Raw genomic sequence first — 12,377 nt, 5'->3', positions numbered from 1 at the left:
GACGATGTCCGTTTCCAGGGGAAGACCGGAAGTAGTCGCCCGACGACCAAGATGACGCGATTGACCCAACTGAGACATTGGGGTCACTAGTTTAATGCGCAGGCGGCGCAGCGGCGTTCGGAATGAGATCAAATGGCTCACCCATATGGGTGAGACAAGTCAGATGCGGCGCCAAGGTTGCAATTGCCTGTTCTTCCTGACATCCTTCTGCGGGGAGATTGATCTGTGCAAGCGTGCGTGCATATTGTCGATGACGATGCGTCCTTCCGGACAGCGATGGAACGTCGTTTGAAGCACGCCGGTTACGAGGTCGCCACCTATGCTTCGGCTCAGCACTTGCTGGATAACTTGCCGAGCGAAAGTGTCCGAAGCTGCCTTCTCCTCGACGTGCGGATACCGGAACTGAGCGGTACGGAGCTGCAAGAGCGCCTGAGCGAACTCGGTTCAACGCTGCCTATCATATTCCTCACTGGGCATCCCCATATTCCGACCACGGTACGGGCCATCAAGGCGGGTGCGGATGACTTTCTGATCAAGCCCGTATCATCGCAAGATCTGCTTCAAGCAATCGAGCGGGCGATTGCGCATCATGAAGTGACGCGTGGCGTGAAGGACAAGATGGATAGCGTGCGCGCTCACGTCGCAGCATTGACACCGCGCGAGCGGCAAGTTTTCGACTTAGTCATTCGCGGTAACACCAACAAGCAGGTCGCCCGCGCGTTAGGCTGTACCGAACGTACCATCAAGGCCCATCGCCATAGGGTGATGGAGAAAATGCAGGTTCGGACCTTGCCAGAACTTGTGTCCCTTGCCGAGCGGGTCGGGATTACATCGGCTGCCGGACAGACGGCCTAGGCCGCCACCTTGCTTGACGTAGATCAATGCCATCGCTCGACTGCCACCAAGGATGGCGCATGGCACTTGATCCAAGACTGGCTTCCATCATCGACCTAGCCAGGATTGCGACTGGCACTTGTGTCGCTCTGATCGGTTATCTCGCCTATGTACTGATTTTCATTCTAGCGACGGCATGAAGGCCGGGACAGAGCGCGTTGGATTGGAGGCGGCACATGAAGAACATCGTGGACGAAGACGGCGAGATCATCGCGAAAGTGACGGATGACCATACGCTGATCGGCGGCCACCACCGGCTCGCGGTGGCTGCTAGTCTTGGAAAAAAGGTGTTCTGGAGAGATACCGGCGAACCGGTGCGGCTTGATCCCTTCTTCAAGGGAAGTTCTCATCGACATACAGCCTGATGCGCAGGCAACGTGACGCGACCGGCCGAGCATCTGGTCCAAGGCGCATCACGGTTGACGCTACCGAGTTTATGCATCTGATAACCGTGGGCCGGTAAATGAGCTAAACCACAGCGACAGGGAGAACGGCAATGGACCCCAAGAATAATCTTCGGCCGCCTAGCGAGCGCACTTATGGCTTGGAACATGTAGCAGTTGGTTCGGACGTGCGGGTTTCGGCTATGAGCCTCGTGGGTGACGAATGTGTCGCCTGGCACTGGCATACTCATATAAGCGATATTTTCTTTATCCTTGAAGGCACGGCCGTTATCGAAACTCACAATCCGGGTAATGCCGTGTACGTGAACGTCGGTGACAGATATGACGTTTTGCCGGGTGTCCCGCATTGTGTGACACCGCTGGACGGAAAAAGTGTCGGCTCATCTTGGTGCAGGGTGTCGGTAAAGCGGATTTTCATCTGGGGCGGCCATGACCTCCAACCCTGTTGGTAAGACTTCAATTTCGGTTTGGGTCATCGCGTCGCCTTGACCGCGTGCAACTCAGTTTCGGTCTAGCCCCACAAGCAGACATAATCGTGGACCGACGGCATGTCTCAAAGGTGTTACCAGGAGACCAATGCACTGCAACAGTTGAGCGGAAATGCGGGCTTATAGTCGCTAGAGCCTCCGCATCGGCGATATCGCGGCGACAGCGCAAGGCTTTGCAAGTCAGGGTTTCGGCCCAGACGAGTGGAGGGGCCATTGGGCACTGTGGCAAAACAGACCGTCATTTCGGCTCGCCAGCCGTTCGCAGGCGAGGCAGGCCTCGTTTTGACCCTCGTAGTGGCAGTGGCCTATTTTGGCACCGCGCGGCTGAGCCTTGCATTGCTGGAGCCGGTCGATGGTGTTGCCGTATTCTGGCCCGCCGCAGGAGTAGCTTCGGGGATTTTGATCGCATTTGGTTCTGCGGCCCGGTTGCCCGTCGTCGTCGGGGTGCTAGCTGCAACGCTCGCAGCCAATTTGCTGGGCGATCGCAACATTGGGAACTCGGTATTCTCTGCTGTCGCGAACGCGGGTGAGGCCGTCATCGTCGCAGGCCTGATCCACCGCTTTTGTGGCTCCCCGTTCGAGTTGAACGAACTGCGAAGGGTATTGGCACTGTTTGCCGCGACCGTTGTTGGAACGAGCCTCTCCGGCATCGTGGGTACGGCAGGCTTCGTACTGTTTCACGGGTCGGCAGCATCCCCGCTGGTGATCTGGCTTCACTGGCTCTCGTCTGACGCGATCGGGATCTTTGCGGTGGCGCCCCTCGCGATTGGGCTGATGTCATTGGCGCGCGACTTCCCGCCGAGCAGCGAGATCGCCGAGGGCGTCTTAGCGCTTGCCGTGGTGTCCTTCGTATGCGCGTTGCTGGTTTTCTTGCCCAATGCGCCCTGGACCGCGGAACTCGCGATTGCCGCGCTCTGTCCACTTCTACTGTGGACCGCATCTCGCCATCGTCCAGCGTTCACCGCGATTGCCTCATTTGTCTGTGCGATCACGATCGTCTGGACGACAATCTTCGGAATCGGCATTTTTGGAGACTTGCGCCTATCGATCGAAGAGCGTGTGCTGGGAGCCCAAGCTACCATCCTTGCGATCTCATTGGGCTCGCTGGTCCTCGCAGCCCTGTTTAGCGAGCGGAGGCTTCATGAAACAGCTATTCTGCAGAGGGAGGCTCGATTTCAGCAGGCGCTGCGGGCCGGCAGCGTTATGGCTTTCGATTGGGACGTATCTGCCGATGAAATACGGTTGAGCCAGAATGCAACTGAGATCCTCGCTCTCGACGCGCAACGGGTTCTCAGCGGGACCGAATGGCTGAAACATATACATCCTGAAGACCAGCCGCGGGTGGCCTCCTGCCTCGAAGATGCCCGTCCGGAGCAGCCCTCGATTTCGATCGCATTCCGCTACCTGCGGCCGGATCGTGGTGAAGTCTGGCTGGAACAGATTGCGATCGTCCAGTTCGGTTTAGGCGCAACGCCTACGCACATCAGCGGACTCACGACGGATGTTACTGCACGCAGGCGTTTTGACGAGGAGCTGTCGCTCGCGTGGAGATCAGCAGAAACGGCCGATCGCGCCAAATCGGGCTTTCTGGCCGCCGCAAGCCATGACTTGCGACAACCGTTGCAGACGCTGAAACTCCTGCAGGCAGCGCTTGAGCCACACCATCCAGGCGGTGAGGCCCGCAATCTTGTCGCTGGAATCGGGCATTCGCTGGACACCATGACCAGCATCCTATCCAGCCTGCTCGATGTGAACAGGCTGGAATCCGGTAACCTCCATCCATCCGTGAGCGAGTTTTCGCTGAACGATATATTTGAGCCGCTCGCTGGAGACTTCGTCGCGCTTGTGCAGGAAGGAGGGATGCGACTGTGCATCGTCCGTTCCGAGCTCATCATCCGCAGCGATAGGCGCATGCTCGCGGAGATGATCCGCAACCTGTTGTCGAATGCGGTCCGATACACTGACAGGGGACGAATTCTGCTTGGATGCCGGCGAGCCGGCGACAATGTTCGCATTGAAGTCTGGGACAATGGCATCGGTATTGCCGAAGACCAGCTCCCGCACATTTTCCATGAGTACTATCAGGGGACCGGCGGCGCGGAGCGGGGCGGCTTTGGGTTGGGTCTTGCGATTGTGAAGCGGCTCGGAAAAATCCTGGATCACAGCGTCGGGGTACGCTCAATCCCGGGAAAGGGTACACGGTTTTTCATTGAAGTTCCGCGCGGTCGATCCGGTATCAACGTGCCGGAAGCAACCCCGCCAGTGCATAATGATGCCTTCTTCCTCGGCAGCGTGCTCGCGATCGAGGACGAGGCGTCCGTGCGCTCAGCGCTCGGGAGGCTGTTTAAGACGAAAGGGATTGACGCCACCATTGTTGCAACGGCGGGGGAAGCCTTGACTCTGGTCAGAGAGCACGACCTGCGCCCGGATGTGCTGCTGTGTGACTATAACCTTCGTGGCTCGCCGGATGGTGTAGAGACCATTCGGCACCTGCGTGTGGCACTCCGTCGGAACGTACCGGCCGTCGTGATGACCGGGGATACCAGATCGCAAACAACACTCTCAATTTCTGCCCAAGATGTCTCTCTCCTGATCAAGCCCTTCTTGGCCGAAGAACTTCTGGAAGCCTTGAGAGGCCAAGGGAAGTGAGTACTAGTGTGAACGCCTCATCCCTAACGCTTGGCTGACATTCGTTCGCGTGCGCAGGATGTCTGCTACGGATCATCCGCCTCGGTTTGACCGACCACAGCGACTTCGGGTCGACCCCGGTGAACGGCCATTCTCAGTATAGGCGGACATGTCTCAAAGGTGCCAGAAGCGAAAATCGAACGCGCTGGACAGCGGCCGCCGGCCACCACTCTTCTTGGGCGGACATCGGGGGAGATTCTATTCGGGCAGTCCCGCCTTGATCATCGCTTCCAAAAGCTCAGCTCTGAGTTTGGGCGAAAGATGGGGGGCGTTGACAGTTGAGCGCCTGGTTCCAGGAGAGAGACGAAGGCCTTGCGCCGCTGCCGGCGGACATCGACCCTGCCGAAGCAGGGCGGGGTCGGCACCAGTAAGTGTGACTGGTATCGTCGCGCGCCCCATGGTAGCGGGCCGCAGAAGGCCCCCCATGCGCGCGGCGAGCGCTGGGGGTACGAGTGGCTGCCCGGCCAGGGTATCCTGCTAACGCAGAAGGGTGTGGCGTGGGTCGTGCCGGCTGCCGCAGCCCATTTTCGCGTCACATTAGGAGCACGCCGATGACCCCGCTCGATGTATTCGGAGGCGTCATGTACCTCCTCTTCTTCGCACCGTTCCTCTTTCCGCTGGCGCCGTGGTTCGCCAAAAGGCCGTGCGGAGCCTGGCTAGTCTGTTGCGCGGCCGTTTCCGTACTTGTCCTCCTTTTCCCGGCCATGTTTTGGTGGGGGTGTGACTGGTCAAACTGCGGCCAAGGAGCCGTTGCAATTTTCATCGTCGCTCCAGTTTGGCTGCTCTTTGCCGTGATCACGCCGCTTTCCGCATGGGCGGCGGCGCGCAAACTTGCACGCACGCCGACATCCGACCCGCCCCGGTCCGTTCCCTGACAGACCGCCGGTACGAGGTGTCGGCGTCAGCGCCGCTGATCTGTCGCGCGTCAGCCGTCACAAACAGCTCGCACCTCACCCTCAATGAGAATGCTCATTGTCCACTACTAAACGTCTGAAAGAGTCAAAGTGCGCTCCGAGATATCAATCCGTTCATGCGCGACAAGACCGATCACACGACGCATTGTGCCGCGAAACAGATATACGATGTCGACGAAAGTCTGTTTGCAAACAACCAGCGCTATATTGCTGCGGTGATGAGTCTGCAGTTGGCAGATCTTGTTGCAAAAGTCTTTTTGGGGTGAGGAACGAAAATTATCAGAGACGCTGACGCGTGTTGCACGTGGCGACGTGAGGGACCACGTCGTTCCTAAAGCTGGTCGATAACTGGCGGTTCAAGAAGCGTATGCCGAGCCGTGCATCGGCAGTACGAGAATTGCTCAAACGTGGCTTGCTAGCGGAAGGTTTTGAATCCGCCGACGATGGCTCCCGATCAAAAGACTTCGGGGTCAGCAACTTTGCTGATTAGCGTCACGTAAGTGCGAAAACGCGCCGGGTAAATCGGGCAGGCGATATGTGCGTGTCATTGCGGGCAAGATCCAGAGGAGACGGTAACGCAAAGCCTGGCTTTCGATTGGTTGCGGTCGTCCGGATTGAGAATACCGCGGTAAGGCAATGTCCGAGCCTCACGGATAGGAGATCAGAATGACGCCGCGCGAGCGCCCGCGCTTGCAATTGCGGAAATCGCGGACCCGAGGTTTTTCTGCTGGCTCTTAAAGGAGCAGCTATTAGCGAAGGTCAACGCCGGGCTCGATGAGGTCGCCGACGACAAAGCGGCGTTGAACCAGCGGCAGGTGCTCGGCATTGGGCTCCGAACCGTTCCGGGCGCGAACCCGTCGCCGGGAACAAGCCCCCATCATGCCTGGGCATTCGGGGAGCTTGGCGCTGAACACGATCGTGCTGTCGGGGCTGCTGCCTGCCAAGACGACCTCTCCGGCAATCACGGGCGCTGGACCTTGGGCGACCATCTCCAGCGCCACCTAATATCACGAAACCGCGCCGACACCGGCGTCCTCATCACCTCAACCCGTGTCGACGTGTCAGGGCGGCGCGCCTCGCTGGCGCAAGGTGTGCCGCCCGATCCGGCATTATAAATGGTTCGCTTATGCAAATGACTTCGTCATCGGCTTCGAGCACCATAGGCCAACCGCGTCGCGCCGCTCAGTACGGACGGTACCCGCCGGCGCAGACGTAGTTGCCGTAGGCGTCGTAGCAGCTGCCGCGGTAGGCCCCGGCCGCAGCGGCGCCGACCGCAGCGGCGCCCACCGCTGCCGCACCGACACCGTAGCCGCGATAGGCCCCACCACGATAGCCGTAGCGCCCGCCGCGCACTGCGACAGCGCCGCCCCGAGCCCCTCGAACTGCTACAGCGCCGCCGTCGTAGCCTCCGCCACCGCCCCGATAGCCGCCACCTCCGCGACCGCGAGCATCGGCGTCATCGGGAGTGAAGGTGACTAGCAGCATGGCCGCGGCTGCCGAAGCGATGAGAATTCGACGCAACATTAGGCGTACTCCTTGTTCTGGAGAGGAAGCCGCGGACACCTGCGCATCGCGCCGAACCGCGGGTCTGCCCGAAGCTTCGCGCGCGGGAGCTGCGCGCCCTTGACCTGGATCAAACCTCACGTTCATCTACGTGAACGGGACTGCTCCATCACCCGCTTCATCGCGAGAACCGATCCGGATGGCGCGCACCATCCCGGCGCACCATCAGCCGGTAGCCGTCGTGCTTGATCTCGTGAACCCACGATGGCCCGGACGGAGGCCGCGCCACCTTCGACGGCTGACACGGTTCGATGAAGCCGGAGGGACGCCGCTCGATCATGATGGGGAAGATTTGACAACCGCGCCAGTGAAGGTAGCGCCACCCGATTTTCTTGACGTAGATCAATGCTGCCGTCGCTCGACAGCCGCCAAGAATGACGCATGCCATTTGATCCCAAACGGGCTTTCACCATCGAAGTGGCCGGGATCGCCACTGTCATCTTGAGTGTGATTGTGATCGCCAGCGTCCTGTATTCCATTTGGGCGGCATGACGACGAAGCACACGTCAGGGTGCCAAGCTTCCTATGACGGTCCAGCGCCGTCGGTACATAGAGGAACCCTGATCCGGAACGTCGCGCCGCCGTGATCCCGATTTTTGGCCGATATGACCCCGTTGTGCGCCTCGATAATGGTGCGCGCGATGGACAGCCCCATGCCCATGCCTTCCGCCTTGCTGGTGAAAAACGGTTCGAAGACCTCTTTTAGTTTCTCGTCGGGAATGCCCGAGCCGCGATCAGACACGGATAGCTGGGCAAAGTTCTCGACGCGGGAAGTCCGGATGCTGATGATCCGATCTTCACTCGGCGTGTCCCGCATCGCTTCGATCCCGTTCATGACAAGGTTCAGAATGACTTGTTGAAGTTGGATGCGGTCGCCGAGTATCGGAAGCGTTTCCGGCGTGATCACACTAACCAGCTCGAACTTCCGCCCAACGGCAAGAGAAGCAAAAAATCTTATCGTCTCTTGCACAACTTCATTGAGGTCGAATTGCTTCTGCTCGAAGGGGGCCTTTTTCAGCAGACTGCGCATCCTGCGGATGACTTCGGTGGCACGTCGATCATCCTGCACAATATCAGTTACTATCTCGTCCAGTTCCGCAATGTTAGGGCTAGGAGATCTTAGAATTGCCTGTGCGGTTTCGGCGTTTGTTAGAATAGAGCCGAGCGGCTGGTTGATTTCGTGGGCAATTGAGGCGGTCAGTTCGCCAGCCGTCGAGAAGCGGTTCACGTGAGCAAGCTCTGCCATGCGCTGCCGCGAGAGCACTTCGGCAAGTTGACGCCGACGGTGTTCCTGCAGCAGGACCACGATAAGTCCCGCCTGTATCAGAAGAACCGCGACGATGGATGCGATCTGCCACGAATACCGCTCCCACACCGTTGGCTCTCGGAAGTAGACGGTGCTGCCGGGAGGCAAGTTGCTATCGCTGATATCAAAGCGCTGCATTTGGCGCCAGTCGAACCTTGGCGGTTCAAATCTAGAGGGTGGAACCTTGACGTCACCAGCCTTTTCACCGTTCAAAATGCGAATTGCCGCTGCGGCTGCGATGGCCATCCCCTTCTCAACCGAATGCATAGAGCCGCCGACAATCGAGCCATCGAAAAATCCGTCAAGATAAGAAAAAATTGGGGCGTTAGCGGCAGTGGAGAGCCTGTGCAACGCGGTAGTGCCTTCCTGCGTCACACCTGCGGCATCAACGCTCATTAGATGCCAGAAGATGGCGCTGTGGGGTGGAAGATGTGCCGCGTCCTTCAGAATGTCTTCAAATGACAGCTTATTGTACCAGCGCAGTTCAATACGCCCGCTGAATGGCGCGAGTTCTCGTTCGAATACCGTTTGCCAAAACGCTTCATTGGGTGAAGCCCCATTTACCACCGCTATCAATTTTGTGTCGGGCAGCACTTGCAGGATAGTTTCGATAGCGGCGGGAAAATTATGGGCCGCAGCGGCCACCGTATCGTACCCGGTTAGCTTGTCGTACTGGACACGACGGGCCTCGACGGAAGTAAAGAGCATCGGTGTCTGGGGGAAAAGACGATTGCGATATCGTTGCACGAACTCGGCGGCTGGCGCACCGAGAGCGACAACGAGGTCGGGAGGCTTTGCCCCGTACAATGCTTGTAGGTAATCGACAAACGGCGCATGCGCCCTGTCGTCGTCCAATCGAGCGGTCAACAGCGAGTGGTCCTGAAAGTCTATCGGGACTTTCGATTGCTTGGTCATTTCAGGCCGAAGAAACTCTGCGAAATCGGTCCATGGCTTGAAGCGGAGGCCGAATGATTGCAGCATCAGAACGCGCTTTGGCTCTGGATCAGCCGCCTGACTTTGACACAGCGTTGCCAGCAATAATGCGACACTCAGCGCACCGAAAAAGGTCCGCGCGCAAAAAGATCGAAATGACACGGCATGCCGTAGGTGCATCGCCTTGCTGTCCCTTCTAAGCGCACCTCATCGGCGAACGTGAAGGATCGATAGCCGAAATGAGCACATACCGATGACGGTTCCTTTCCGGGCCGCCAAGTGACCCTACGGCTGGCGCTAACATAAGCTAACGGCGGTTCATTGCACGATCAGGCCCGCAAGTACCGGCTGATGATCGGCAACTGCATCAGGCCGATGTGCAGGTCACCGAAATCCAAAGCCGGGATCCACTTCGCTGCCGCCATCGGGCTTCGATCTTTGCTTGAGGACTTCGCCCCGGAGATACCGGACTACGCCTTCGATCAGCACACGCAACGCGGCAGGCGATGGGCCGGGGCCTCGACCACTTCCGCCAAGAGGGCGCGAGGCTGATCCCGCCGCCAACCGCCGATGATCCCTTGAGGACGAAGCCTACCGGCTGTGATCGATCAAGCAGCAGGCAAGCGACGGCGCAGGCCGGTCTCGGCGTGAACGAACTCAAGTGCAACGATATGTCCGGTGTTGGATGGAAACCGGAAGTAGTCAGCGCAGGGGTCGAAACGACGGGAATGACCCATTAGCCGACATCGGTCCCGTGTGTGGGCATAGTCGGGAGAAGCAGGCAGCATCACGCGAAACGCCAAGCCGTGAGGTGAACTGGCGCGATCGAAATCTGCCCGTTCTGTCGCTCTAGTATCATTCTGCAACTGGCGACGTCTAACCCATTCCGCTAGGCCTGTCGTAACGACGCATCGAAAAAACTGCGCCTTCGCCAAGTACAGGCAGGTCAGGTCCTTGCGACCGCGCGGAGTCCATTGGGACAATGCCCATCAGATCAATATTAACGACAACTCACCTATCATAAACTCGGTGCCGGGATAAATCATCCCTCGGGTGGGCGCGCAAAAGCGAGCGGTACGATGATCGAGGTCGTGACGGGCTTGAGCGCTCTCATCTTTGTGGCGCATGCATTCCCCGCGTTTTCGCATGCGCTGAAACCTCACAGCACTGCTTGGCAGTGAGAACTGGCAGCATCATGCTTATCAAGCCACTCACGTCGCATTCATTCAGCTATCTCGTGGGCATTACCAGTGCAATGGCGGTGCACCAGGTCATTCCTTCGGACGCAGCGGCACGTTTCCAGTCCGGTACAGAGACCACTGCGATATTTACTCAGCAGATAGCCAACCGCTCGATCAAAAGTGACAGGCTGCCACTCAAGCAAGCAAAGCCTCACTTTAATGACAAAGCACCCATAAAGGTGCCAGCACAAATCGCGCCAAATCTGAAGTTCAAAACCGATTGTAAGCCGCCCATTGATGTCCCCGGGCGTTGCTTTGCAGAAGCTAGAGTGAACTATGAGGTTGGGTAGCCCGCTTTTGGCACTTTTCGGAAGTGGTGGTCCCGACGTGTGATGTCCGCAGTTGCAGGAAGATCAGAAGCGGTCAGCGGTTAGATGAAGCGACGCTTTTGACCAAGACTGTGTGAAAACAGCCTCAATGACATGATTCTCCAGGATTCGGCCGGAGGGTTCGATGACGCGCTTTGTCGTTGGTGATGACCGCAGTCAGAGCAGTTTGTTTCCAGCGGCTGGAAGACTATTTGTCCTAGCATAATCCGGTCCGGGCGATCGATGTTTTTGTCGATGAGCTTGATCTGGCCGGGCTCGGTTTTGACGGTGTTGAGCCTGAGGCGACAGGAAGGCCGACCTATCATCTGGCGACGTTGTTGAATTTACGTCTACAGGTACCTCAATGGCGTGCGGACGAGCCGGCGACTGGAGCGGGAGTGCCAGCGCAAAATCGTATCGTTTTGGCTGACCCGTACCGAGATGGCGCTGCACGTCAGGCGACGCTGAGTTGGCCAAGTAGTTGCCGCCCAAGGATCAAGAAGCAGGTAGACGTTACTGCCACCCCGTAGGGGAAAAATTCGACGTGCTTTTTTGTGAGAGGGCAACGCCTGCACATCGTACCGTGATTTACGTGCCGACCGGCCTTGTCGTGATGGCGTTGCGAAACGCGAGTGGCGAGGCAATAGTGGAAATGGTTTGCGTGCCCTCGCCAACACCCTGAATGGTCAGGTCGCCGTAGTTCATAACGCGGCCAAAAATGCTCTGGTTGACATCGACGCTCTCGACTTTGTCGAGGCTCATCTCAAAGGTCCGCCGCTTGATGAAACCGGTCTTATGAACGACCCGCATGTTGGTGACGTCGGTCTCGGTGGTCCAGCGGTGGAACCAAGCCGTCGCCGTCCAGTACAAGGCCGCAAGCCCAGCGACCGCCGCCAATGCCAAGCAAATCAACATCAGGGCATCGGCAGTGACTAAGCGCCACAGCACCAGAAATGCGACCGCCACGATCCACGCCGCGATCGCCGGCAGAAAGAACATCCAGTGCTCGTTGGTCGAATACAGCACCCTTTCACCCGGCTGCAGGATTTCGTCGACATAACGCCCCATATGCCTATCCTTAATTAGCCTACCACAGCCATTTGCGCCATTTGGCGACGATAACGAAGCGGGCGGCTCGGCGAGCAGTTGAGCGGCCACGAACTGATCCACCCGTGTCATGGATAGAAACCAAACAAACAGCACTCCCAGCCCGCAGCTGCCGAAACTTATTGGCCCTGAGATTGGTGACGATCCGGCCCGACCATCCTAAAGACCTTGATCTATCTCAAGCCGTCGAGTGATCAGCGCCGGGGCGCCCGGTTTCTGCCGTACCGTTGTACGATCCGCCATGCATTCTTCTCAGGTTCCTTTGATTTGAATCAACCCGACCTGCCGTGCGTGACCATTTTTGCGGTGTGCCTGGGGGATAACTTTACCTAGGAGATCGCAGATGATGAAAATAGTAGTGGTCGGAGTAACTGCACTCTTCCTTACTGCATCGCCGATTGCCCACGCGCAAACGCCTTCTACCGCAACTCCGGAACGGTTAAATGTAGCGGACCGGAATTCACTGATGGACTTGCGCATTGACCTGGTAAAGGCTGCGTTGCAGCTAACACCTGAGCAGGAAAAATACTG

At 58.1% G+C, this 12,377-nt stretch carries 12 protein-coding genes and 2 pseudogenes; 9 read left to right on the top strand and 5 right to left on the bottom strand.

Annotated elements, in window-relative coordinates; all coding sequences use genetic code 11:
* Positions 1–225 precede the first annotated feature (225 nt).
* From GWE18_RS15620 to GWE18_RS15595, 6 genes are all read left to right on the top strand, one after another.
* The gene (locus GWE18_RS15620; protein WP_275186600.1) at positions 226–855 is read left to right on the top strand and encodes a response regulator; all 630 of its coding nucleotides are present in this window, start codon (positions 226–228) and stop codon (positions 853–855) included.
* Positions 856–1,070: 215 nt separating this feature from the next.
* On the top strand, positions 1,071–1,259 hold the full coding sequence (locus GWE18_RS15615; RefSeq protein ID WP_275186599.1) for a hypothetical protein: 189 nt from the start codon (positions 1,071–1,073) through the stop codon (positions 1,257–1,259).
* A 131-nt stretch (positions 1,260–1,390) separates the two neighbouring features.
* Entirely contained in the window at positions 1,391–1,750 is a 360-nt protein-coding gene (locus tag GWE18_RS15610; protein WP_275186598.1) for a hypothetical protein, read from the top strand.
* 258 nt (positions 1,751–2,008) lie between these two features.
* A complete protein-coding gene (locus GWE18_RS15605) occupies positions 2,009–4,435 on the top strand; it encodes an ATP-binding protein (protein ID WP_275186790.1) in 2,427 nt (808 codons plus the stop codon).
* 590 nt (positions 4,436–5,025) lie between these two features.
* Positions 5,026–5,349 (top strand): hypothetical protein, encoded by a 324-nt coding sequence (locus GWE18_RS15600; RefSeq protein ID WP_275186597.1) that lies wholly within the window; start codon positions 5,026–5,028, stop codon positions 5,347–5,349.
* Between the two features lie 155 nt (positions 5,350–5,504).
* On the top strand, positions 5,505–5,654 hold the full coding sequence (locus GWE18_RS15595; protein WP_275186596.1) for a hypothetical protein: 150 nt from the start codon (positions 5,505–5,507) through the stop codon (positions 5,652–5,654).
* 483 nt (positions 5,655–6,137) lie between these two features.
* On the opposite strand, the gene GWE18_RS15590 is transcribed toward GWE18_RS15595, so the two are convergent.
* From GWE18_RS15590 to GWE18_RS15575, 4 genes are all read right to left on the bottom strand, one after another.
* A complete protein-coding gene (locus tag GWE18_RS15590) occupies positions 6,138–6,332 on the bottom strand; it encodes a hypothetical protein (protein WP_275186595.1) in 195 nt (64 codons plus the stop codon).
* A gap of 238 nt (positions 6,333–6,570) precedes the next feature.
* Positions 6,571–6,912, bottom strand: coding sequence for a hypothetical protein (locus GWE18_RS15585; protein WP_275186594.1), 342 nt, complete (start codon positions 6,910–6,912; stop codon positions 6,571–6,573).
* Positions 6,913–7,069: 157 nt separating this feature from the next.
* A complete protein-coding gene (locus GWE18_RS15580) occupies positions 7,070–7,297 on the bottom strand; it encodes a hypothetical protein (protein ID WP_275186593.1) in 228 nt (75 codons plus the stop codon).
* Between the two features lie 177 nt (positions 7,298–7,474).
* Positions 7,475–9,238, bottom strand: coding sequence for a HAMP domain-containing sensor histidine kinase (locus GWE18_RS15575; RefSeq protein WP_342804265.1), 1,764 nt, complete (start codon positions 9,236–9,238; stop codon positions 7,475–7,477).
* 1,147 nt (positions 9,239–10,385) lie between these two features.
* Here GWE18_RS15575 and GWE18_RS15570 point away from each other — a divergent pair.
* Positions 10,386–10,721 carry a hypothetical protein gene (locus GWE18_RS15570; RefSeq protein ID WP_275186591.1) on the top strand — a complete coding sequence of 112 codons (336 nt, stop codon included), beginning with the start codon at positions 10,386–10,388 and terminating at the stop codon, positions 10,719–10,721.
* A 163-nt stretch (positions 10,722–10,884) separates the two neighbouring features.
* Positions 10,885–11,171: pseudogene (locus tag GWE18_RS15565) on the top strand (transposase); the annotation flags it as partial.
* Positions 11,172–11,327: 156 nt separating this feature from the next.
* Here GWE18_RS15565 and GWE18_RS15560 read toward each other — a convergent pair.
* Complete coding sequence (locus GWE18_RS15560) at positions 11,328–11,807, bottom strand: PH domain-containing protein (RefSeq protein ID WP_275186789.1); 480 nt, start codon at positions 11,805–11,807, stop codon at positions 11,328–11,330.
* 382 nt (positions 11,808–12,189) lie between these two features.
* Between GWE18_RS15560 and GWE18_RS15555 the strand changes: the two are divergent.
* A pseudogene (locus GWE18_RS15555) lies at positions 12,190–12,377 on the top strand (hypothetical protein); the annotation flags it as partial.

Source organism: Bradyrhizobium sp. CSA112 (assembly GCF_029051645.1).
Classification (GTDB): domain Bacteria; phylum Pseudomonadota; class Alphaproteobacteria; order Rhizobiales; family Xanthobacteraceae; genus Bradyrhizobium.
This window is presented reverse-complemented; position numbering and strand designations above follow the sequence as displayed.

Coding starts and splice junctions, on each gene's coding strand:
- GWE18_RS15600 (WP_275186597.1), top strand. CDS start 5,026: ATGACCCCGCTCGATGTATTCGGAGGCGTCATGTACCTCCTCTTCTTC.
- GWE18_RS15595 (WP_275186596.1), top strand. CDS start 5,505: ATGCGCGACAAGACCGATCACACGACGCATTGTGCCGCGAAACAGATA.
- GWE18_RS15560 (WP_275186789.1), bottom strand. CDS start 11,807: ATGGGGCGTTATGTCGACGAAATCCTGCAGCCGGGTGAAAGGGTGCTG.
- GWE18_RS15585 (WP_275186594.1), bottom strand. CDS start 6,912: ATGTTGCGTCGAATTCTCATCGCTTCGGCAGCCGCGGCCATGCTGCTA.
- GWE18_RS15610 (WP_275186598.1), top strand. CDS start 1,391: ATGGACCCCAAGAATAATCTTCGGCCGCCTAGCGAGCGCACTTATGGC.
- GWE18_RS15575 (WP_342804265.1), bottom strand. CDS start 9,238: ATGCTGCAATCATTCGGCCTCCGCTTCAAGCCATGGACCGATTTCGCA.
- GWE18_RS15615 (WP_275186599.1), top strand. CDS start 1,071: ATGAAGAACATCGTGGACGAAGACGGCGAGATCATCGCGAAAGTGACG.
- GWE18_RS15570 (WP_275186591.1), top strand. CDS start 10,386: ATGCTTATCAAGCCACTCACGTCGCATTCATTCAGCTATCTCGTGGGC.